Raw genomic sequence first — 22,288 nt, 5'->3', positions numbered from 1 at the left:
TGACATTGATAAACTAAAGTTGTATAATCCGCTTAGCAATTAAAAAGAAAGAGTGCTAAAAGTGAGTAAAACAAATAAACGCGATTTGATACTAAATTCTATCATTGAAGCCTATTTGCAGGACAATGCGCCTATTGGCTCAAACGAGCTTGGCTCTCGCATGAGCGTGGCGATACCGGCATCTACGATACGTGTTTATTTTAAAAAGCTTTCAGATGAGGGCGAGATCACAAAGCTTCACATCAGTGGCGGCAGGATCCCAACTATCGCTGCGATGAGAAGATATTGGAGTGAAATTTTTACTGAGAGCGACATAAATTTAGAGATAAATGACCCAAGAAGCTTAAAGATGCTCTGTGATGAGTTTGAGCTTTATTGTATGATTTTTGGCACGATCGATAAGGAGTTGCTAGAAATTTTAAATTTAAATGATAGATATCTGGTTTTAAATTTTAGTGGCGATGAGATCGTCGTCAAATTTGACGCTAGGATGTATAAATTTTTAAACAACCTTATCGGAGTTAGTTTAGACAAGCTTGAGCTTATCTGTTCTCAAGTTGGCTTAAGCGAACTAAAAAACAAGATAAGAGAGCTTAAAAGGACTAAAATTTACTTCCAAGAAAACGAAATTTTAGCCTTTGATATGTTTAAGGATAGACGCTTTAAGATGGTTTTTGACCCAAGTTTTAGCTTGCAGATGGACGAAAAGCTTACATTTTCTCCTATGTTTGACGAAAATTACATGGGGCTTAAATTTAAAGCAAACTACCTTGGTAGCGAGGCGCAGATGATCTGTGCTGGCAGTGTTTATACTGATTATGTGAAATTTATAAATCTAATAAAGGAGGCCGCGTGAGCGAAGAGGTAAAAGAGCAAAATCTACCTGAGGTCGAGCCTGTGCAAGAGGCAGCTAGCGATAGCGTAAATTTAGATGCACTTGGCGATATCTCAAAAGTGGAGAAGCTCGAAAAAGAGCTTGGCGAGATCACTGATAAATATTACAGAGCAAATGCTGAGTTTGAAAATATCAAAAAGCGTTATGAAAAAGAGAAAGTAGACGTTGCAAGCTATGCAAATGAGAAATTTGCAAGGGACTTACTACCAGTCATCGATGCGCTCGAGATCGCTGCAAATTTTGACCCAGAGGATGATGAATTTGCTAAAAAGATCAAAGAGGGCATTTTGATAACGATAAATCAGTTCAAGAAATGTTTTGAAAAGCATGGCGTGAGCGAGATCGCAACTGATGCCGAGTTTGATCCAAATGTGCATAATGCTGTTTTAAGGGTCGATAGCGAGGAGAAGCAAAGCGGTCAGATCGTGCAAGCTTTACAAAAAGGCTATATGATAAATGGCAGGGTTTTGCGCCCAGCTATGGTCAGTGTGGCAAACTAAATTTAAAAAATAAATCTAATAAAGGAAAAATATGTCAAAAGTTATAGGTATAGACTTAGGTACAACAAACTCTTGTGTGAGCGTTTTTGAGCGTGGCGAGAGCAAGGTTATCCCAAACAAAGAGGGCAAAAACACAACTCCATCTGTTGTTGCTTTTACAGACAAGGGTGAAATTCTAGTAGGTGACGTTGCAAAACGTCAAGCAGTTACAAACCCTGAAAAAACGATATATTCTATCAAACGTATCATGGGTTTGATGAGCAATGAAAAAAATGCTGAAGAGGCAAAAAGCCGCTTGCCATATCACGTTGTAGACAGAAATGGTGCTTGCGCGGTTGAGATCGCTGGCAAGGTCTATACTCCGCAAGAAATTTCAGCAAAAATTCTTATCAAACTAAAAGAAGACGCTGAAGCATATCTTGGCGAGAGCGTGACAGACGCGGTTATCACTGTGCCTGCGTACTTTAATGACAGCCAAAGAAAGGCTACAAAAGAAGCCGGAACAATCGCTGGTTTAAACGTACTTCGTATCATCAACGAGCCAACAGCTGCGGCACTTGCTTATGGTCTTGATAAAAAAGAGGCTGAGAAAATTTTAGTTTATGACCTAGGTGGTGGTACATTTGACGTTACAGTGCTAGAAACTGGCGATAACATCGTTGAAGTTTTGGCAACTGGCGGTAACGCATTCTTAGGTGGTGATGACTTTGATAACAAGATCATCGACTGGCTAGTAAGTGAGTTTAAAAACGAAACTGGTATCGATCTAAAAGGCGATATCATGGCGCTTCAACGCTTAAAAGAAGCAGCTGAAAATGCTAAAAAAGAGCTAAGCTCAGCTCAAGAGACTGAGATAAATTTACCATTTATCACAGCTGACGCGACTGGTCCAAAACACCTTGTCAAAAAGCTAACTCGCGCTAAATTTGAAGGCATGATCGACTCACTTGTGGGCGAGACTATCACTAAGATAAATGAAGTCATCAAAGATGCAGGTCTAAGCAAGAGTGACATCAAAGAGGTCGTAATGGTCGGTGGTTCAACTCGTGTGCCACTTGTTCAAGAAGAGGTTAAAAAGGCATTTGGCAAAGAGCTAAATAAGAGCGTGAACCCAGATGAAGTCGTGGCTATCGGTGCTGCGATCCAAGGTGCGGTTATAAAAGGCGATGTTAAAGATGTGCTACTTCTTGACGTTACTCCACTTAGCCTTGGTATCGAGACACTTGGCGGCGTGATGACTAAGATCATTGAAAAAGGCACAACCATACCAACTAAGAAAAGCCAAGTCTTCTCAACTGCTGAAGATAACCAAAGTGCCGTTACTATCATGGTTTTACAAGGTGAGCGTGAGTTTGCAAGGGATAATAAATCACTTGGTAACTTCAACTTAGAGGGCATCCCAGCAGCTCCAAGAGGTGTGCCTCAAATCGAAGTTGAATTTGACATCGACGCAAACGGAATTTTAACCGTTTCAGCGAAAGATAAAGCTACTGGCAAAGCCCAAAACATCACTATCTCAGGATCAAGCGGTCTTAGCGAAGATGAGATAAATAGCATGGTAAAAGATGCAGAGCTTCACAAAGAAGAGGATAAAAAACGCAAAGACGCAGTAGAAGCTAGAAACCAAGCAGACGCGCTTGTTCATCAAACTGAAAAGAGCATGAGCGAGCTTGGTGAGAAAGTCCCAGCTGAAGATAGAAACAACATCGAAGCTGCGCTAAATGATCTAAAAGAGGTTCTAAAAGATGAAAACTCTTCAAAAGAGCAGATCGATGCAAAAGTAGAAGCTCTAAGCAAAGCTAGCCACAAACTAGCAGAAGCTATGTATAAAAAAGATGAAAATGCTGGCGCAAACGGCGGCAACAAAAAAGACGACGACGTTATAGACGCTGAAGTCGAGTAAAACTCCTAGAGCAGGGCACTTGCCTTGCTCTTTTAAATTTAACCTATAAATTTAAACTTCTAAATACTTATAAATATACACTCATTTTGCAAAATCATTTAAAAGTATAAATTTCTAAAATGCAAATAAATTTATCCGTATCTTAAATTTAAGACCTTTTAACGATCTCCACCCATCTATCAAGCTCTTGTTGCTCGGATTTTAGCGTGCTGCTTTCGCCGTGCCCTGGGTAAAGTGCGAAGTCGCCCTTTAGATTTTTGCATTTTTCTAGGCTTTTTAGCATCTCATTTTTATCCGAATATGGAAAGTCCCAGCGTCCGATGCTACCTTTAAATAAAAAATCTCCACTAAATATCGCGTCATCTATCTCTATCATCGAGCAACCTGGTGTGTGCCCTGGGAAGTGATGAAATTTAAAAGAAAAGTCATCCACTACAAAGCTCTCATCGCCTTTAACCAAAACATCTGGCACAAAGGTATTTTTCATATAGCCAAAAATGTCACTCTCACACATAAAAGCGTCAAATTTATTGATATAAACTGGGATTTTTAGCTCATTTTTTAGCTCGCTCACGTCGTAAATATGGTCAAAATGCCCATGAGTGCAAAGTATTGCCTTTAAATTTTGTGCATTTTGCAAAACCCACTCTTTTGCCCCATCGCCTGAATCTATCACTAAACTTGAGCCATTTTTGGTAACGATGTAGCAATTTGTCCCAAAATCGCCAAAACTTTTATGCATTACTCTCATTTTCTACCTTAAATTTATCATTTCTTAAATATTTGCATCTTTTTACTTAAACTTAAAGAAAAATTTTAAATTTAATTAGTATAATTTTTGCAAAAGGAAGCAAATTTAGGCAAAGGGACAATGAAGGGGTATCAAAAAATAGAAGAAACCTTAGTTTTTAGCTTAAAAGATAAAACTAAAGGTAAAAAACTACTATTAGGTGTAAGTGGCGGTATTGATTCTGCTGTGGTTGCGACGCTTTGTGCGAGAGCAAAGCCAGATGAAACTCATGCACTCATCATGCCAACAGCATCATCAAATAGACAAAATATGGACGACGCCTTAAATTTATGCGAAAAACTAAACATAAAATATAAGGTTTTGTCCATAGAGGGCATTCTAAATGCCTTTTACAAAACGATAGATGTAAATTTAAGCAATTTAAGAAAAGGGAATTTAGCAGCTAGAGTTAGAATGAGCTTGCTTTATGATTATTCATCTAGTATAAACGCTCTAGTCATCGGCACAAGCAACAAAAGTGAGCTTATGCTTGGTTATGGCACGATATTTGGGGATTTGGCATGCGCGATAAATCCTATCGGAGAGCTTTATAAGAGTGAAATTTTTGAATTTGCAAAACATCTTGGTGTTGATGAAAATTTTATCAAAAAAGCACCTTCAGCCGATCTTTGGGATGGACAAAGTGACGAGGGCGACATAGGTTACAGCTATGCTGTTATCGACGAGATTTTACAAAATTTAGAAAATAACAAGGAGCAAGCCATCAAAAAGTTTGGATTAAAAGCGGTCTTGGATATAGAAAATAGAGTTGTGTCAAACAGGTTTAAACGACAAATGCCGTTGATAGTGAAAATTTAAAGGATTAAAGATGAGAGAAATTCCGTTTTACAAACCAACTATCACTGAGCGTGAGAGTGAGCTTATCGAAGAGGCTTTGCATTCTGAAAATGCTACTGATACGGTTGCTAAATTTGAAGAAAAGCTAAAAGAGTACTTTGGTGCTAAATTTGTTGTCACTACAAATAACATCGCAGCAGCGCATCATCTGGCTCTAAGTGCGATGGATACAAAGCGCGGTGACAAGGTCATCTGCTCAGTAAATGCCTTCCCTAGCGTGGCTCAGGCTGTTAGGCATTTTGATGCTGAGCCTATCTTTGTCGATATCGATGAAGAGGACTTTAACATCAGCCCAGAAGCCCTTGAAAAGGTGCTAAAAGAGCAAAATCACAAGAAATTAAAATGTGCTTTTATCTCACACATCGCTGGACAAAGCGCTAGACTTGATGAGATAAAGGCTATCTGCGAAAAATATGGCATCGTCGTTTTAGATGATGCAAACCGAGGCATAGGACTAACATATAACGGCAAAAAGGTTGGTTCGGACTCGTTTTTGTCATGCTTTCAGACAAACTCACGCGTGCAAAATCCTATCTCAACAGTTGGATTTTTCACGACAAATGACGAAGAGGTCTATAAAAAAGCAAAACTACTTCGTAACTATGCCCTTGTAAATGGTATAGATAAATTTGGTAGTTTAAGCTACATCTATGACGTCGTTGATATAGGTTTAAAATACGACATAAACTCGATAAATGCGGCATTTTCTATCGCCCAGCTTGAAAAGACAGACGAGCTCATAAAACGTAGAAAAAAGATCGCTGAAATTTACGATAAAGAGCTTAAAGAGTGTCACAACATCACAACTCCAGTCAAAAAACGCGAGCACATCTACACTCAGTACATCATCAAGATAAATAAAAACCGCGACAGCTTTGCTAGAGAGCTTTTGGAGCGTGGAATTCACACTTCGTTGCACTACATACCGATACATTTGCTAAGCTATTATAAAAATAAATATTCGCTTAAAGTAAATGACTTCCCAAATGCTCTAAAGACATATCAACAAGTCTTGTCGCTACCTATATATCATAGTTTGAGCGACGAAGAGGTGCAATATATCTGCAACACTGTAAAAGAAATTTCTAAATCTCGTGTTTAAGAAATTTAACATCCTTTTACACTCTTGGGCGAATAACTACTTCTTTCGCCCAAATTTCTTTCAAATTTTACTAGCATTTTTACTTTTGCCACTAAGTTTTATCTACGCTTTAGTCGTTATTTGCAAGAATTTTAGCGCGCAAAAAAAAGAGTTTGGTATAAAGATAATAAGCGTTGGAAATTTGACCCTTGGAGGAAGCGGCAAGACCCCACTTTGCATCGCTATCGCTAAGAATTTCGAAGGCGCTTTTATCATCCTTAGAGGCTATAAAAGAAAGAGCAAAGGCATGCAAGTTGTCGCTCGTAACGGCAAAATTTTACTTGACGTAGCGGCAAGTGGCGATGAGGCGATGATATATGCCACAAGCCTTAAAAACGCAAATGTGATCGTTAGTGAAGATAGAAAAATAGCCATAAACTACGCCAAAGAGCATGGCGCAAAGTATATCTTACTGGATGATGGATTTTCTAAATTTGACATAGCTAAATTTGACATATTAGTGCGTCCAAACCCAGAGCCAAAGCTAAAGCTTTGCCTGCCAAGCGGGGCTTATAGATATCCATTTAGCTTTTACAAATTTGGTGATTTCATCGCACGTGAGGGGCAAACTCACTTTAGAAAGAGCGAAATTTTAAATAAAAGCGAAAAAATGGTGCTAGTTACCGCTATAGCAAACCCGGCTCGTCTTGAGGCATTTTTTGGCGAGTGCGTGGGACAGGTCTTTTTCCCTGATCACTACGACTTTTCAAAAGAAGAGCTAAGCGAAATTTTACAAACCTACGGCGCGACCTCGCTTTTGATGACGCAAAAGGACTATGTAAAAGTAAAGGATTTTGGGCTGAGAGTTTCGCTTATCACGCTTGAAGTTACGCTAAGCGAGGAGTTTAAAAAGGTTTTAGCGCAGCAAATTTAAGCCCATTTTGTTATAATGAGCCACTTTTTAAAAGGAAAATTTAGATCAAAATGAGAATTTTAATCACCTCAGTTGCAAAGAAAAAAGAGGCAAAAAAAATAAGCAAAAAGCTCGTGAAAAAGGGACTTGCAGCTTGCGTGAGTAGCTTTAGCGCAAAGAGCATTTATCTTTGGCAAGAGAAGCTTTGTGATGAAAAAGAGAAAATTTTACTCATAAAAACGGACGCGAAATTTAAAAAAGTAGCTAAATTTATAAGAAAGTACCACAGCTACGAAACCCCAGAAATTTTGGCGCTTAAGCCAAAAGAGGTTTTTAAAAAATATGAAAATTGGATAAAAAAATCAACTAAAAAAGGCAAAAAATGAGACTAACACCAACTAGAAGCGTAAAAGATGAAAAGGTAAAAAATGTAAATTTAAGCACAGCCATGCTTAGCCCAAGCTCCGCTCACGGCGGACTTTACGCGCCAAAGAAGCTACCAAAGATCACAAAGGCAAAGTGGCAAGAGCTCTCAAGCCTAAGCTACGAAAAGCTCGCACTTCACATCATCTCGCTGTTTAAATTTGACGTGCCAGAGGCGTTTTTCAAAAAAGCGCTCAAGAGATATGCAAGCTTTGATGACCCAAAGCACCCAGTCATTTTTAAAAAAATAGATAAAAATTTATACGTAAATGAGCTCTATCACGGCCCAACAAGGGCGTTTAAGGATATGGCGCTTCAGCCTTTTGGCTCGCTGCTTAGCCAGCTAGCAAAAGAGAGAAGCGAAAGATACCTTATCATGTGCGCAACTAGCGGTGACACTGGCCCTGCGACACTTCAGACTTTTGCAAATGATGAAAATATAAAGGTCGTCTGCCTCTATCCAGATGGCGGCACGAGCGAGGTTCAAAAGCTTCAAATGCAGACCATGCAGGGTGAAAATTTAAAGGTTTTTGGCATAAAAGGCGACTTTGACGACGCCCAAAGAGCGCTAAAAACGCTGCTTGCAAATGATAAATTTAAGGCCGAGCTTAAAAAAAAGCGCCTTAAGCTAAGCGCGGCAAACTCGGTAAATTTTGGCAGAATTCTCTTTCAGATCATCTACCACGCCTATGCCTACGCAAATTTGCTAAAACAAAAGGCGCTTAAGGCAAACGAGAGCTTTGACATCATCGTGCCAAGTGGAAATTTCGGCAACGCTCTTGGGGCGTATTACGCTAAAAAAATGGGCGCAAAGATCGGCAAGATCAAGATCGCCTCAAACGCAAACAACATTTTGACGCAGTTTTTTACCACCGGCGTTTACGACCTAAGAGATAAAAAGCTGGTTAAGACGATAAGCCCAGCCATGGACATTTTAATAAGCTCAAACGTCGAGCGCTTGCTGTTTGATAAATTTGGCAGCGAGCGAACTAATGAACTCATGCAAAGCCTAGCTAAAAATAAATTTTATAAGCTTAGCAAGCAAGAGCTTGAAGCGCTAAAAGAGGACTTTGAGGCTAGCTGGTGCGATGATAAAGAGTGCGAGGCATATATCGCAAAGCTCGCAAAGGACGGTTACGCGATCGATCCGCATACGGCTACTTGCTTTAAAATGGTGGATGCTAGCCGCATAAACGTCATCACATCGACCGCGCACTGGGTGAAATTTACGCCAAGCATGATCAAGGCGTGCCAGATCAAAGATACAAAAGATGAAAAAGATGCGCTCGCAAAGACCGCTAAAATTTTAAATGACATCGTGCCAAGCTCGATAAACTCGCTATTTAGCGCGAAAATTTTGCATAAAAATATCATAAAAGAGGACGAGATAGAGAAGTGCGTCCTAGAATGGATCGAGCGATGATAATCATCCCAGCTCGCCTTGCCTCAACAAGGTTTAGTAATAAAATTTTAAAAGAGATAAACGGCGTGCCGATGTTTGTGGCGACTGCTCTTAGAGTAAGCGGCGTGGACGATGTGGCGGTTGCGGTGGACGAGCCAAGCGTGCTTGATATCGCCAAGGCTCACGGCATAAAAGCTGTGCTAACTAGCAAAGATCATCAAAGTGGCACTGATAGGATAAACGAAGCGGCGCAAATTTTGGGGCTAAGCGAGAGCGAGATCATCATAAATGTTCAGGCTGATGAGCCATTTATCGAGCCTGAAAATATCGCTAAATTTAGGGCTTTTTGCGAGCAAAATAGGCAAAATGCCTTTATGTTTTCTTGCTACAAAAAAATGGACGATGAGTTTGCGGATGATAAAAATTTAGTCAAAGTGGTGACTGATTTTGAGGGCTATGCGCTTTACTTTTCAAGGTCAAGGATACCATTTAACAGAAGCGAGTGCAAAAGCTACAAGGCGCATCTTGGCATCTACGGATACAGCGTAAAAAGCCTAAAAGAGTTTTGTGACCTCTTGCCTTCAAGCCTTGAAAACACCGAGAAACTCGAGCAGCTGCGCGCCCTAGAAAATGGCAAAAAGATAGCGATGCTAGAGGTTGAAAGTCAAAGTATCGGCATAGATAGCGAAGAGGATTATCAAAGAGCGCTTGCTAAATTTGGCAAATGAGCCTAAATTTGCTCTGCTTTGGCGTCTTTGCTACGGCAGAGCAAGTTCTAAATTTTTATAAATTTGAGTAATGGTTTAGCTGATTTTTTTTGTCTTTGATTTTGCGGTCTTGCTCAATTTTGCCCTGTTATTGGTTAAATTTATTGCAAACTTCATATTTTAAATTTACTTGAATAATTTTATCTATTTGCTGAGATGTTCTAAATTGCAAACTTGACTGAAGTTTTTTGATTCGCGGTCTTGTTTGTGCGTGAGATGAGTGAAATTTGATTGCATTTTGGTTGAATCCTAAGGCTAGGTTAAATTTATTGTAAGCTTTGCGGCTTGGGTCGTTTTAGCAAATTTTATATTTGCTGAGATGTTTTAAAATTTCATAAATTTAAGATAATCGTATGCTTTACTTAGTTTTGTTTTTGCATTACGGTCTTGTAGCACGCGATTTGGTGCAAAATTTGATTAAATTTTGGTTGTTTTACTATCCTAGAACCAAACCAAATTCGCTGATATTTTTTAAAATTTGATAAATTTAAGATGATTGCAAGTTTTGCTTTTACGATTTTACTCACGTCACTGCATGATATAAATTTGATAGTCTAAATTTACTTCTTTGCTACTTTTCTAGTTAGTTACAAGGCCTGAAAAGCCTAGAAAAATTTGGCTGATAAATTTAAAATTCCAGCCAAATTTGCTATTAATATCTAAATTTTCTCAAGCTTTGCTAGGAAATTTTTAGCATTTATAAAGCCGATCGTTCTAAGTGCTTTTTGCTCCTCGCCGTCTTTAAAAAGCAGGAGTGCAGGCGGATCGATGAGCCCAAAATTTCTTAGCATCTCATCATTTTGCACCCCACCACTTGTCACGTCAATGCGAATAAGCGTAAAATTTGCCAAAGCATTTTTCACGCCAGCGTCCTTAAAAGTGATGTGCTCTATCTCTTTGCAGCTCGCGCACCAGTCGGCATAAAAATCCACAAGTACTGGCTTGCTTGAGCTTTTTATCATCTCGTTTAGCTCGCTTAAATTTCTAGCCTGTTTGAAATTTAGCTCGCTCTCGTTTTTGGCTAAATTTAGTCCAGAAAGCGGCGAAAAGGCATCTTTTGAGCCCAAAAATGCGCCGATTATCAGCATGAGCGAGTAGATAAAAGCTAGCACGCAAAGCGCTTTTTTAAATTTAGCCCAGCCGCTATTTGCTGCCTCAAACGCCCCAAGATAAATGGCTGCAAAGACGCCTATGATGCCGTAACCTAGTAGCTCAAAAAACGCTCCAAGCACGCGCGCGAGGATCCAAACAGCCATGATGAGCATCAAAAAGCCAAATAGTTTTTTAACCTCGTCCATCCAGCCGCCAGGTCTTGGCAGGAGCTTGCCTGAGCTTAGCCCTATCACAAGAAGCGGCGCGCCCATGCCTAGCCCCATGACAAAGAGCATGATGCCCCCGTAAATGGCATCTCCGCTTTGCGCGATGTAAAGAAGTGCGCCTGCTAGCGGTGCTGCCACGCATGGTGAGACGATGAGCGCTGAGGCAAAGCCCATTATGAAAACGCCGATGAGGCCCGAGCTGTTTTGTGACTTTTTGTTGATCATATTTTCAAATTTAGAGGGCAGTTTGATGTCGTAAAAGCCAAACATACTAAAGCTTAAGATGACAAAAATGGCCGCAAATGCACCAAGCACGTAGATGTTTTGCAGAGCCCCTGCGATGCCAAAGCCAAGTAGGCTTGCTCCAACGCCAGCAAGCGCGTAGGCAAGGCTCATCGCGACGACATAGACTAGCGAGAGCAAGAAGCCTTTTTTGGCATTTAGGCTGCCGCCCTTTGAGACGATGATGCTTGATAAGATCGGTATCATCGGAAAGACGCAAGGTGTGAGCGAGAGCAAGAGTCCGTAGCCAAAAAATGTCGCAAGCGAGATGAAAAAGTTTTTGCTGCTTAGTTCATTTGCGATGCTTTGATCTTCTGAAAGCTCGGTAAATTCAGGATTGGTTTCATCTTTTTGCTCTTTTTCAAAGGCTATGATGCTAAATTTGCCAAATTTCTCAAATATGTCATAAATTTTAGTTTGCGGGCGGTAACAGATGCCATTTTTAGCACAACCCTGATAGCTTAAATTTAGCCTAGCACTGCCATTTTTAAGATGCTCTTTTACTAAATTTAGCGGGATAAACAGCGAAAAATCTTTTGGGTAAATTTCATATTCGCCTGTATTTTCGCTCTTTGGCATATTTAAGAGGCTGTTTATCTTCTCTTCGCCAAGTGTAACCTCAAAGCTATCTTTGTAAAGATAGATATTTTTGCCAAATTTAAACTTGATCTCCGCGCCATGTTCATCGATGCTGGAGCTTAAAACAAATGCCTTACTAACGTCTAAAACCTCGGCAAAAAGCGAGCCTGCAAACAGAATGAGAGAGAAAATAAATTTAAAAAACATGCTAATCCTTGCTAAATTAAAAGAGATGATTTTAGTCTAAATTCTTAAATTTATTCTATTTTATAGTAAAATCGTGAAAAAGCGTGAAATTTTTAAAAGGAGCGATGATGTCAAAAGATAAAAAGCACCAAAAGAGCGATAAACTTGGCTACGAAGATGAGCTTAGGTTGCTTCAAATAGAACTTTTAAAATTCCAAAATCATGTCAAAGACAAGGGGCTTAGGGTGCTAATGCTAATGGAGGGGCGAGATGCGGCTGGCAAGGGCGGCACGATAAAGCGCCTAACTGAGCATCTAAATCCGCGCGGTTGCCGTATCGTAGCGCTTACAAAGCCAAGTGACGTCGAGAAGACGCAGTGGTACTTTCAAAGATATGTGACGCATCTGCCAAGCGCTGGCGAGATAGTGATCTTTGATAGGAGCTGGTACAACAGGGCTGGGGTTGAGCCAGTTATGGGCTTTTGCACTCAGGCTGAGCATAAAGAGTTCTTGCGCGAGGTGCCAAAATTTGAAGAGATGATCATAAACTCAGGCATCATTTTCTTTAAAATTTACCTCTCGATCACAAAAGAGGAGCAAAAAAAGCGCTTCAAAGAGCGTCTAAATGACCCACTAAAGCAGTTTAAGATCTCTCCAGTAGATCAAAAAGCGCAAGAGCTTTGGGATCAGTACTCCATCGCCAAATACTCTATGCTACTTGCCTCTCACAACAGCATCTCGCCGTGGGTGATCGTCTCAAGCGACAATAAAAAAGAGGCGAGGCTAAATGTCTTTAAATTTATCCTAACTCATGTCGAGTATCCAAAAAAGATAGATGAGTATCTAAAATACGACAAAAGCGTCGTGAGAGATGGAAGCGAGGAGATCAAGCGCATAGAAGAGGGGCTAAATAAGGATAAGCTAAAGAGCATAGACTAAATTTGTTTGGGCTTGGCTGTAAATTTTGTGCTTTAAATTTACGGCCAAGTTTTGTTAAAGCCACCACATAAGTTTTGCCAGAATGACCATTATTAGACAAAGCACAAGAGCTATGAGATGTGAAAATTTACCAAATGGATCTGGCTTTTTTAAGATAGTGACATTAAAAACAGAGATGAAAGTGATAAGACACATTAGAAGCAAAACCGCGATCTTTGCTAGTAAGAGCTTTTGAAAGTTGCTCTGCCACCAACCATGATCGCTTCCAAGATAGTCCTTTGCCATATATGCCCCACTTATCAAAAGTAGTAAAAATGCCGTGCCAAAAACCTTTGCACTGCCTTTTGTGTAGGCTTTTTTGACAGCTTCAAGAGTTTGAGGACTTATCGTTTTTTTGGCAAATGGATATATACAAACATCAAAAAACACATATCCTATAAAGATAATGGCGCAAACTAAATGCGTAATGAGAGAAAAAAGATACATTTTTTGCCTTTTTTGTTTGGCATTATATTGGGTTTATTTGAAAGGATTGCTGATTTGGATTAAGTATTGAGAAGTCTAGAAGATCCGAGCGAAAGCTCGCTCGGATAAATGTTTTTAGAAGCTATATTTTGCTTCAAATCTGATACGATCTTGTTTAAAGCTTGCACCGTCTTTTTTGTCTTTAGCAGCTGCATACCAAGAAAGGAATGTAAGTTTTTTGCTGTATTTGTAGCTAGCACCTGTATACCATTCGCTTCTTTTTGCTCTCTCTTTGCTAAGTCCCCAGCTATAACCTTTACCTTGAGTATATCCAGCGTCAAAGCCAAATTTATCTATATCATATCCAGCGTTAACAAACCAGTAGTCGTTGTTTCCTTTGATGTTGTTATAATATTGTTTGCCACCATTCATTACACCATTTAGTAGCTTAGTTGGATTGATTAGCTGACCATTTGATTCAATTGAAACAAATGAATATTTATTGTTGTCTTTATTTTTAGCATCAAAGTCTAAATAACCAGCGTTAAGTTTGGCACCAAATAGTTTTGTGCCAGCTTGAACTGCCCAGAAATTTGCATCAGCTACTTTTTTATGGTCTGAGTCGTTATGAACAAATTGACCTTTTAAGTTTAGATTCACATCATCAGTTACATTAAAACTTACGCCAGCCTCAGCGCCATAAAGTGTTGCTATCTCTTGAAGGTTAGCAATAGCTACTTTAAATGATACTGGATTATAGCTGCCAGCCGCACCTAAATAGTAAAGGTTTCCTGGAGCATCTCCGAAGTTATTTGTTGACACATCAGTGCCATTTATTTTTTCTTTTCCATCTACTATATTTTTAACCAAAGGACCATCATTGTCTTGATCACTTGCTAGAGCATCATAAGCAGCAGCTGTTAAAGTAAGACCAGGTACATCAGTACTTACTACTTTTAGACCAGTGCCAGCTAGCTCACCATCATCATAGAAAGTTTTTATAAGTTGCTTACCAGCTGTAATAGTAGTATTAGCTACCTTGTAGCCTAGATACATCTCATATACAGAGAATGAACTAGTTGTATCTGTTTTATCTGTGCCATCTGTATTCTTATTGGCGTCAAATGCATTATCTCCAGAGCCATCAGCTGTTGTTGGAGCATATCTTAGTGTTAAAACTCCAAAGAAATTATCATCGATAGCAGCTTTGAATGAAGTAATCATTCTAAAAGCATGAGATGCTGTGTCATTTGTTTTTGCTTTTGTATCAGGGTTTGATTTGTAATGATCATTTGTATAACGATATCTTGCAAATCCTGAAAGATCTACATTTTTTATAGCTTCTTCAAGTGGAGTTGCACTTGCAACGCTTGAAAATGCACCTAAAGCAACCAAAGCAGCTAAGCTAACTTTTGTAAGTTTCATCTAAATCTCCTTTTGATAAAAATGTTTTGAAAGGATATTATCATAGAAAATTAATTTTATAGCTTAAATTTTGTTAAAAAAATCAAAAATTATTACCGATCGTTTACCAAAATAAGATAATGAGATAAGATTTGTCTTTAAAAATTTGAGTTTATTTGAAGTTAAAAGATGAGAATTTATATCTCATCAGTTAAATTTAGCCGTTGTTTTTAGCCTGCGCCTCTTCGCGCTCTTTCTTTTGTCTTATAGCGGCTTCTTTTTGGATATTTTTTTGCTGAGTGACAAAGATATGCTCTTCAAGTGTGACTAACTGAAAGATGCCCTCAAATATCTTGATCTCTTTTACGTAGCCTATCACTTTTACCTCTCTTTTCCTACTCTCTTCAAACCTTGCTTGTGCGTCAAATTCGACCACATCGCCAAGCTTGAGCGGTCCAAAGAAATTTATCCTAGCACCGATGCTAACGCAAAATTCTTCATTTATAGCTAAAAGCGCTGCGTAGTTTGCCCCCATAAAGACAAAGCCGCTATGTATGAGCCCTTCTGCGTCGCTTACCATATCAGCCGTGGTAAAAAATCTAGTTTTTGCGTGATTTTTCTCAAGTAAAAATGCCGTTCCACTAAAATTTAGCTTTGTTAAAGGTGCTGTTTTTATCTCGTTTCTTAGCGGGTTTTCGTCCTCTGGGAGGATTATTTGTGATTCGTCTTTTGCTTCAAAAATATTTTCATCTGCCATATTTATCCTTAAATTTTAACTCTCACGTAAGCTCTTTTTGGAGCTGGATAGCCCTCGATGGTCTTTGTTTTATCGTCTGGGTCTAAGAAATTTCCAAGACTTTCTCCATCTATCCACTGCGTTTTTCGCTGTTCGTTTAGATCAGTTGCCTTTGTATCAAGCAGGACAAAGTCCTTAAATTTAGCCCTCTCGCACCAGTTTTCAAGTGCGCTAAGCGTTGGCACAAAGTAGATATTTGGAATTTTTGAGTATCTATCCTTTGGGCTTAGCACAAAGTCGCCATCCATATCTATATACATCGTATCTAAAAATAGCTCGCCGCCGGGATTTAGTGCCGTTTTTAGCTCTTTTAGCATCTTTATAGGATCACTTCTATGATAGATGACACCAAGGCAAAAAATGGTGTCAAATTTCGCTGCGTATTCAGGCAAGCTCTCTACTCCAAGAAGCTCGTAAGCGATATTTGAGCGGATAAATTTATTTAAAAACTTAAACTGTAAAAATGTATGCACGCTAGGATCAAAGCCAGTTATGCTTTTTGGACCGTACTCAAGCATCTTAAACATATAATATCCATTATTACACCCCACGTCAGCCACGCTTTTGCCAGCTAAGTTTAGGTGCGGAACAAGGATATTAAATTTAATAAAACTTTGCCATTCGCTATCTATATATATATCATCAAGTAAAAATGGCCCTTTTCGCCAAGGCTTTAGGCTAAGGGCGAGGTTGTAAATTTCATCTTTATCGGCTTTATCTAAATTTTTAAATTTGACATTTACGCTATCAGAGAGGCTAAATTCACAATCAAAATTTGCTAAATTTTCTATCCTATTTAAAATTTGCTTTTGCTGCTCGTTAAATTTGCTAAGATCCACGCTATTTCCAGTCGACGATGTTGTGCGGACACTCTTTTTGGTAGGTGCCAGTCGCGTCATAATACTCTTTACAATCATTATAATACTGAGTCGAAACTCCACGCTCATTCATATAAAGACAACCATTGCAAAATAGCGCTATAAAGCCTAAAAATATAATCTTTTTCATGTGGCGGATTTTATCATAAATAAAAATTTTATGCTAGAATAGCAGGCAGTTTTAGAGCCAAGTTTGGCTAAGATTAAGCAAAAAGGCATTTTATGCAAAGAAGAGATTTTTTTAAATTCAGTAGTTTTTTAGGTGCAGCAAGTCTGCTTCCAAGTGTCACTCTAGCTAGCGACGAGCCAGCAAACCCAGTGGTTAGAAATTTCGATGTAAATTTCAAACACCAGCTGCTTGAAAAGGGCAAAAGCTCAAGAATTTGGTTGCCCCTTCCACTAAGCACCACTTATCAGCAACTAACCCAAGACTACGTTATAAACACAACGGCTAAAAACGTCTATATCTCAGACACGCTAATACCAACAATGTATGGCGAATTTGAAGAAAATGAGCAAAGACCTATTTTAAATATCCAGTTTAAAATTCAAACAACAGAGCGCAATACCGACTTTAGCAAGGTAAATTTCGATCCAAATGAGAAGGTCGATCCTGCGATTTTGGAGTTTTTAAAACCAACTTCACACATCCCAACTGACGGCGTCGTAAGAGCAAAAGCGCTAGAGATTATCGGCAATACTAAAGGCGACTTGGAGCGTGCAAAAGCGATCTATACGTGGGTTGCAAACACTATGCAGCGCGATAACAGCATCCTTGGATGTGGCACAGGCGACGTTAAAGCGATACTTGAAAGTGGCAAACTTGTTGGCAAATGCACCGACATAAACTCAGTTTTTGTGGGACTTTGCAGATCAGTTGGCATCCCTGCAAGAGAAATTTTTGGTATCAGGGTTGGTCAGTCTAGATTTTCAGATCAGATGGGTAGCGCAAAAGACGGCGTGGCTAAAATTTCAGGCGGACAGCACTGCAGGGCTGAGTTTTACTTAAAAGGCTATGGTTGGATACCGGTTGATCCAGCTGACGTTACAAAGGTAAGACTGGGCGAGAAATTAACAAACGACGACGCTAAGATCGTAGCTGTTAGAGAGTATTGCTTTGGCAACTGGGAGATGTGCTGGATAGGCTTTAACTACGGACGTGACTTTATCTTAAAGCCAACCCCAGAGCAAACTCCGCTAAACAACTTTGGCTATCCATACGCTGAAGTTGATGGCAACACACAAAACTACTATTCGCCAAAAGAATTTAGCTACGACTACGTCTCAACAGAGCTAAAATGAGAGCCTTTTGGCTGATACTAACATCCATAGGTAGTGCTATCGGCGCTACCTTGTGCTGCTTGCCGGCACTTCTTTTCTTGCTTTTTGGCACATCTTTTTCATTTCTATCTTGGACACAAAATTTATACGAGTACCGCGTCCCTTTAAGCGTCGTGGCCGTCATTTGCTTTGTGATCTCAGGAGTGGCTTTATTTTACAAGCCAAAAAGCTGCAACCTAAGCTACAAAAAGAAAAAATGGATACTTATATATATACTTTTTGGAGTGATACTACTTTTACTCCTTACATATCCGGAGCTTTTAGGAGAAATTTATGCGTAAAATTTTAGTTTTAGCCCTTCTTGCACTTAGCTGCTACGCTGAGAAAACTATAGAAATTTCAGTGCCTAGCATGCACTGTCCGCTTTGCACAGCTATAGTGCGAAAGGCTGCTCTTAGCGTTGAGGGCGTAAAAAAGGCAGATGTATCGCTAAAAGAGCGAAAAGCTGTCGTTTTAGCAGATGACAAGGTCGATGAAAAAGAGCTTTTAAAGGCGGTCGATGCGACTGGCTATAAAGGCGAGATAAAATAAATTTATGGAGGCAAATATGTCAAAGAGCGAAGTTTTAGCGAAATTTGAGACACTTGCGGCGATACCACACTGCAGTTACGAGACTGATAAGATGCGTGATTTTTTAGCTGATTTTGCAAGAGATAAGGGCTGTGAAGTCGTGGTCGATAGCTTTGGCAACGTTCATGCGTTTAAAGGCAAGCCAAAAATTTGCTTGCAAAGCCACTACGATATGGTCTGCATGGGCGACGCTCCAAAGATCGAGATAGTTTATGGCGATGATGGCTACATGAGGGCTAAAAACTCATCTTTAGGTGCCGATAACGGCATAGGCGTGGCTATCATGATGCAGATGATAAGCGAATTTGACGACATAGAGTGCCTTTTTACAAACAACGAAGAGGTCGGCATGGTCGGAGCTGCTGGCTTTAGCGGCGATCTAAAAGCCGATAAGCTTTTAAATTTAGACAGCGAAGAGGACGATAGAGTCACTATCGGCTGCGCTGGCGGTGTAAATTTATTTGCTACTATTGCGCTTAATAGCCAAAAAACAAAAGAGAGCACGCTTTATGAAGTAAAAGTGAGCGGCCTACCTGGCGGACACTCTGGCAACGAGATACATAAAAATATCCCAAATGCGATCAAGGTTTTGGCGGCATTTGTTACTAAAAATGGCTGCAAGCTTGTCAAATTTGAAGGTGGGGAGCGAAGCAACTCTATCCCAAGTGGTGCAACTGCACTAGTTTTAAGCGATAAGGAGCTAAAGAGCGAGTGTGAAAATTTAAGCGTGAAAAAGCTTGGCACTGGATATGAAATTTTAGAAAATGGCGAGAAAATTTTAGCACTTATCAACTCATTTTCACAAGGCGTAAGAGCCTATAACTGCGAGCTAGGCATACCACAAGATAGTGTCAATCTCTCACTTGCAAAGATCAAAGATGATGGCACGCTTGAAGTGGAGTTTTTTGCAAGGTCAATGAGTAAAGACGGCCTAAATAGAATGGAATTTGAAATTTCAGAGCTTGCAAAAGCAGTTGGCTTTAGTGTTATCAGCAAGGATAGAAACCCAGCTTGGAAGCCTGTAAATGATAAATTTGCAAACGACATCTTAGAAGAGCTTAAAATTTATAAGCCAAATGCAAGAATAACAGCCGTGCATGCTGGACTTGAATGTGGAGTGCTTTTGGAGAAAAAAGCAGGTCTTAGTGCATGTTCAATAGGACCAAACATCTACTCACCTCACTCTACTAGAGAGCACTGCGAAGTAGCTTCTGCGCTTTTTATCGAAAAAGTCGTTCGCGGTATCGTTAAAAAGTATAACTCATAAAAAACTAAAATTTGCTAGAAATTTCTAGCAAATTTTATATCTCAAAGCATCTAAAGCAAATTTGCCCGCAAGCACGAGCAAATTTATTATTTCCCAAACTCATAAACGATCTTGCCACTTTTTATCGTGGTAGTCGCTGCGCCTTTTAGTTTTTTGCCAAAGAGTGGAGAATTTACCGATTTTGAGCGGTTTATCTTTTCATCATAAACATACTCGATCTCAGGGTCTATCACCGCGATGTCAGCTAGCATGCCCTCTGCAAGTCTGCCTTTATCTTTTAAATTTAGCATCTTAGCTGCATTTGTAGAAGTTAGCTCCACCATGCGCTCTAAGCTTATAACGCCTTCATTTACGAGCTTAAGAGTGAGCGGCACAAGGGTTTGAAGTCCGATGATACCAAATGGCGCCTTGTCAAATTCCACTATCTTTTCGTCTGTATGGTGTGGGGCATGATCGGTGGCGATAACGTCTATAAGACCGCTTTTTAGTGCCTCTCTTACTGCTTTTACGTCGCTTATCTCACGAAGTGGCGGTGACATTTTGAAATTTGTATCGTAGGCATTTTTCAAAATTTCATCGTCGCTAAAGCTAAAGTGGTGAGGTGTGGCTTCGCAAGTGATGTTTATGCCCTCTTTTTTACCCATTTCGATGATCTTTAGCGAGTACTCCGAGCTTACGTGAGCGATGTGGATGTGCGCTTTAGTGAGTTTTGCAAGCAACATATCACGGCTCACTGCGATCTCCTCTTTCTCTCTCGCCATGCCGCGAAGTCCAAGTATGGCTGAGACCTTGCCCTCGTGCATGACGCCCTGTCTGCAAAGCGAGCAGTCCTCTGAGTGGCTTATACAAAAGCTACCAAACATGCTTGAGTACTCAAGCGCCGCTCTCATCACGCTTGAGCTAGTCACTGGTAGGCCGTCGTCGCTAAATGCAACTGCGCCAGCCTCTATAAGATCGCCCATTTCAACGATCTCATTGCCGCCAAGTCCTTTGCTAATGGCTGCGATTGGTAAAAGATCGATCAGTCCGCAGTTTTTAGCCTTTTCTATCATCGCCCTTGTGATTGAAGCGTTGTCATTTACTGGGTTTGTGTTAGCCATGCAAAGGCAGGTGGTCACTCCGCCAGCCACAGCCGCTTCGGAGCCTGAGATGATGTCGTCTTTGTACTCTTGACCAGGATCGCGAAAATGCACGTGCATGTCGATAAGTCCTGGCATGACTAGCTTATTTGTAGCGTCTATGACCTTATCAGCCTCAAATTTCTCACTTCCGATTTTGGCTATTTTGCCGTTTTCTATTAGGATATTTGCCTTAAATTTCTCGTCGCTATTTACGATAGTGCCGTTAATTATTGCTATTTTCATCGTTAGCCCCTATTTTTTGCAAGCGTATTTAGTATCGCCATTCTTATAGCAACGCCATTTTCAACTTGATTTAGTATGACTGAGTGCGTGCCGTCAGCCACGTCTGAGTTTAGCTCCACACCCCTATTTATCGGCCCTGGATGCAGCACGATAGCATCAGGTTTGGCTAGCTTTATCCTATTTTTATTTAGTCCAAAGAATTTCGAGTACTCTCTCGAGCTTGGAAACGCCACGTCCGCACCGCCACGCTCTAGCTGGATGCGAAGCATGATGATGACGTCGCTGCCCTCGCAAGCCTCCTCCATATTTTTGCAAATTTGAGACTCAAAAACCTCAGCATCTTTTGGCATCATCATCCTTGGCGCAAATAGCTTTAAATTTATGCCAAATTTCTTCATCGCCCAGATGTCAGACCTTGCCACGCGGCTTCTAGCGATGTCGCCGATGATAGCCACGTTTAAATTTTTATCCAAAATTTTGCCATGCTCTCTTAGCGTAAAAAGATCAAGCAGAGCTTGACTTGGGTGCTCATTTGTGCCATCCCCTGCATTTACGACGCTAGCCTCTGTCCTATCAGCTGCAAATTTCGCCGCTCCAGAGCTTGGGTGACGAAGCACGATGATGTCGGTTCTCATAGCAGCCATGTTATTCATCGTGTCATTTAGGCTCTCGCCCTTTGTCACACTAGAGCTTGACGAGCTAAAATTTATCGTATCAGTCCCAAGCCTCTTTGCTGCGATCTCAAAGGATGTTCTAGTTCTTGTCGAGTTTTCATAAAATGCGTTGATCGTGGTCTTTCCACGAAGGTAGTCATTTTTTTTCACTTGGCTTAAATTTAGCTCCTTAAACTCTTTCGCCGCCTCTAGAAAATATAAAATTTCTTCCTTGCTAAGCTCTCTAGTTCCTATCAAATCTTTATGTTTGTAGCCCATTTTAAGCCCTTTTTGATCTATTTTGTTACAAAGTCGCAAGCTGGTTTGTAGCCGTTATCACAAGCTTTTTTAAACAAAGCCTTTGCTTTTTCTTCGTTCTTTGCTTCGTTTGCGTCTTTATCTTTTACAAGGCCATAAGCGATCATTTCGCCTAGCTTTTCGCACGCCATGCCCTCATTTTCGTCGCACATTTTTGTAAAAATTTTCTCAGCCTGAGCTCTATCTTTTGCCACGCCATCGCCGTTAAATAGCATGATCGCATTCATCGTGCAAGCCTTTTTCTCGCCCTCGCCGCAAGCTTTATTAAAAGCAAGATAGGCCTCGTTAAAATTTTTCTTTGCATAAAGCTCATTTGCCTTGTCTAAATTTTCATTTGCCATAGCATTTAACGCAAAAAGTGCCGCCGCTAAAACTAAAATTTTCTTCATATTTTCT

At 40.1% G+C, this 22,288-nt stretch carries 24 protein-coding genes; 14 read left to right on the top strand and 10 right to left on the bottom strand.

The window, feature by feature from the left end:
- Positions 1 to 61 precede the first annotated feature (61 nt).
- From F3G86_RS08605 to dnaK, 3 genes are read left to right on the top strand one after another with little or no spacing between them, the layout of a single operon-like run.
- Complete coding sequence (locus F3G86_RS08605) at positions 62 to 856, top strand: HrcA family transcriptional regulator (RefSeq protein ID WP_103601873.1); 795 nt, start codon at positions 62 to 64, stop codon at positions 854 to 856.
- Complete coding sequence (gene grpE / locus F3G86_RS08600; protein WP_149723612.1) at positions 853 to 1,395, top strand: nucleotide exchange factor GrpE; 543 nt, start codon at positions 853 to 855, stop codon at positions 1,393 to 1,395. The genes F3G86_RS08605 and grpE overlap by 4 nt, the downstream gene beginning before the upstream one ends.
- 31 nt (positions 1,396 to 1,426) lie before the next feature.
- The gene (gene dnaK, locus F3G86_RS08595; protein ID WP_103615481.1) at positions 1,427 to 3,298 is read left to right on the top strand and encodes a molecular chaperone DnaK; all 1,872 of its coding nucleotides are present in this window, start codon (positions 1,427 to 1,429) and stop codon (positions 3,296 to 3,298) included.
- 148 nt (positions 3,299 to 3,446) lie between these two features.
- Here dnaK and F3G86_RS08590 read toward each other — a convergent pair whose 3' ends face one another.
- Entirely contained in the window at positions 3,447 to 4,049 is a 603-nt protein-coding gene (locus F3G86_RS08590; protein WP_103615483.1) for an MBL fold metallo-hydrolase, read from the bottom strand.
- 120 nt (positions 4,050 to 4,169) lie between these two features.
- On the opposite strand from F3G86_RS08590, the gene F3G86_RS08585 reads away from it, so the two are divergent.
- The 6 genes from F3G86_RS08585 to kdsB are packed head-to-tail and all read left to right on the top strand — an operon-like array spanning position 4,170 to position 9,493.
- Positions 4,170 to 4,907 (top strand): NAD+ synthase, encoded by a 738-nt coding sequence (locus tag F3G86_RS08585; RefSeq protein ID WP_107914914.1) that lies wholly within the window; start codon positions 4,170 to 4,172, stop codon positions 4,905 to 4,907.
- 10 nt (positions 4,908 to 4,917) lie between these two features.
- On the top strand, positions 4,918 to 6,048 hold the full coding sequence (locus F3G86_RS08580) for a DegT/DnrJ/EryC1/StrS family aminotransferase (protein WP_103606940.1): 1,131 nt from the start codon (positions 4,918 to 4,920) through the stop codon (positions 6,046 to 6,048).
- Positions 6,041 to 6,961 (top strand): tetraacyldisaccharide 4'-kinase, encoded by a 921-nt coding sequence (locus F3G86_RS08575; RefSeq protein ID WP_149723611.1) that lies wholly within the window; start codon positions 6,041 to 6,043, stop codon positions 6,959 to 6,961. The genes F3G86_RS08580 and F3G86_RS08575 overlap by 8 nt, the downstream gene beginning before the upstream one ends.
- A gap of 50 nt (positions 6,962 to 7,011) precedes the next feature.
- Positions 7,012 to 7,326, top strand: coding sequence for a divalent-cation tolerance protein CutA (cutA, locus tag F3G86_RS11235; protein WP_188116449.1), 315 nt, complete (start codon positions 7,012 to 7,014; stop codon positions 7,324 to 7,326).
- The gene (thrC, locus tag F3G86_RS08565; protein WP_149723610.1) at positions 7,323 to 8,786 is read left to right on the top strand and encodes a threonine synthase; all 1,464 of its coding nucleotides are present in this window, start codon (positions 7,323 to 7,325) and stop codon (positions 8,784 to 8,786) included. Before cutA ends, thrC begins: the two co-directional genes overlap by 4 nt.
- Positions 8,783 to 9,493 carry a 3-deoxy-manno-octulosonate cytidylyltransferase gene (gene kdsB, locus F3G86_RS08560; RefSeq protein WP_103615496.1) on the top strand — a complete coding sequence of 237 codons (711 nt, stop codon included), beginning with the start codon at positions 8,783 to 8,785 and terminating at the stop codon, positions 9,491 to 9,493. The genes thrC and kdsB overlap by 4 nt, the downstream gene beginning before the upstream one ends.
- A gap of 698 nt (positions 9,494 to 10,191) precedes the next feature.
- Here kdsB and dsbD read toward each other — a convergent pair.
- Positions 10,192 to 11,919 carry a protein-disulfide reductase DsbD gene (gene dsbD / locus F3G86_RS08555; RefSeq protein WP_149723609.1) on the bottom strand — a complete coding sequence of 576 codons (1,728 nt, stop codon included), beginning with the start codon at positions 11,917 to 11,919 and terminating at the stop codon, positions 10,192 to 10,194.
- A gap of 107 nt (positions 11,920 to 12,026) precedes the next feature.
- On the opposite strand from dsbD, the gene ppk2 reads away from it, so the two are divergent.
- Entirely contained in the window at positions 12,027 to 12,836 is an 810-nt protein-coding gene (gene ppk2, locus F3G86_RS08550) for a polyphosphate kinase 2 (protein WP_103557913.1), read from the top strand.
- 54 nt (positions 12,837 to 12,890) lie between these two features.
- Here the strand turns inward: ppk2 and F3G86_RS08545 are convergent, their stop codons facing one another.
- The 5 genes from F3G86_RS08545 to F3G86_RS10515 form a co-directional block, all read right to left on the bottom strand.
- Positions 12,891 to 13,322: a trehalose-6-phosphate synthase gene (locus tag F3G86_RS08545; protein WP_149723608.1), complete on the bottom strand. Its 432-nt coding sequence runs from the start codon at positions 13,320 to 13,322 to the stop codon at positions 12,891 to 12,893.
- A gap of 114 nt (positions 13,323 to 13,436) precedes the next feature.
- Entirely contained in the window at positions 13,437 to 14,726 is a 1,290-nt protein-coding gene (locus tag F3G86_RS08540; protein WP_149723607.1) for a major outer membrane protein, read from the bottom strand.
- A gap of 196 nt (positions 14,727 to 14,922) precedes the next feature.
- Entirely contained in the window at positions 14,923 to 15,462 is a 540-nt protein-coding gene (locus tag F3G86_RS08535) for a thioesterase (RefSeq protein ID WP_012140023.1), read from the bottom strand.
- A gap of 8 nt (positions 15,463 to 15,470) precedes the next feature.
- Complete coding sequence (gene cmoB, locus F3G86_RS08530; protein WP_262974881.1) at positions 15,471 to 16,340, bottom strand: tRNA 5-methoxyuridine(34)/uridine 5-oxyacetic acid(34) synthase CmoB; 870 nt, start codon at positions 16,338 to 16,340, stop codon at positions 15,471 to 15,473.
- 1 nt (position 16,341) lies between these two features.
- Positions 16,342 to 16,509, bottom strand: coding sequence for a hypothetical protein (locus tag F3G86_RS10515; RefSeq protein ID WP_002942642.1), 168 nt, complete (start codon positions 16,507 to 16,509; stop codon positions 16,342 to 16,344).
- A 92-nt stretch (positions 16,510 to 16,601) separates the two neighbouring features.
- On the opposite strand from F3G86_RS10515, the gene F3G86_RS08525 reads away from it, so the two are divergent.
- Genes F3G86_RS08525 through F3G86_RS08510 form a run of 4 tightly spaced genes read left to right on the top strand, consistent with a single transcriptional unit; the run spans position 16,602 to position 19,557 of the window.
- Positions 16,602 to 17,681, top strand: coding sequence for a transglutaminase-like domain-containing protein (locus F3G86_RS08525; RefSeq protein ID WP_148819522.1), 1,080 nt, complete (start codon positions 16,602 to 16,604; stop codon positions 17,679 to 17,681).
- Complete coding sequence (locus F3G86_RS08520) at positions 17,678 to 18,001, top strand: hypothetical protein (protein ID WP_009294140.1); 324 nt, start codon at positions 17,678 to 17,680, stop codon at positions 17,999 to 18,001. The genes F3G86_RS08525 and F3G86_RS08520 overlap by 4 nt, the downstream gene beginning before the upstream one ends.
- Positions 17,994 to 18,251: a heavy-metal-associated domain-containing protein gene (locus tag F3G86_RS08515; RefSeq protein WP_148819520.1), complete on the top strand. Its 258-nt coding sequence runs from the start codon at positions 17,994 to 17,996 to the stop codon at positions 18,249 to 18,251. Before F3G86_RS08520 ends, F3G86_RS08515 begins: the two co-directional genes overlap by 8 nt.
- A gap of 16 nt (positions 18,252 to 18,267) precedes the next feature.
- Complete coding sequence (locus tag F3G86_RS08510; protein WP_149723605.1) at positions 18,268 to 19,557, top strand: M28 family peptidase; 1,290 nt, start codon at positions 18,268 to 18,270, stop codon at positions 19,555 to 19,557.
- An 86-nt stretch (positions 19,558 to 19,643) separates the two neighbouring features.
- Here the strand turns inward: F3G86_RS08510 and F3G86_RS08505 are convergent, their stop codons facing one another.
- From F3G86_RS08505 to F3G86_RS08495, 3 genes are read right to left on the bottom strand one after another with little or no spacing between them, the layout of a single operon-like run.
- Positions 19,644 to 20,921 carry a dihydroorotase gene (locus tag F3G86_RS08505; RefSeq protein WP_103603330.1) on the bottom strand — a complete coding sequence of 426 codons (1,278 nt, stop codon included), beginning with the start codon at positions 20,919 to 20,921 and terminating at the stop codon, positions 19,644 to 19,646.
- A 2-nt stretch (positions 20,922 to 20,923) separates the two neighbouring features.
- Positions 20,924 to 21,853: an aspartate carbamoyltransferase catalytic subunit gene (locus tag F3G86_RS08500; protein WP_149723604.1), complete on the bottom strand. Its 930-nt coding sequence runs from the start codon at positions 21,851 to 21,853 to the stop codon at positions 20,924 to 20,926.
- 17 nt (positions 21,854 to 21,870) lie between these two features.
- On the bottom strand, positions 21,871 to 22,281 hold the full coding sequence (locus F3G86_RS08495) for a tetratricopeptide repeat protein (RefSeq protein WP_103569328.1): 411 nt from the start codon (positions 22,279 to 22,281) through the stop codon (positions 21,871 to 21,873).
- Positions 22,282 to 22,288: the final 7 nt, after the last annotated feature.

This window comes from Campylobacter concisus, from assembly GCF_902460595.1.
GTDB lineage: Bacteria > Campylobacterota > Campylobacteria > Campylobacterales > Campylobacteraceae > Campylobacter_A > Campylobacter_A concisus_BL.
Note: the sequence above shows the minus strand (reverse complement) of the source record. Positions and strands in the feature narration are given on the sequence as shown.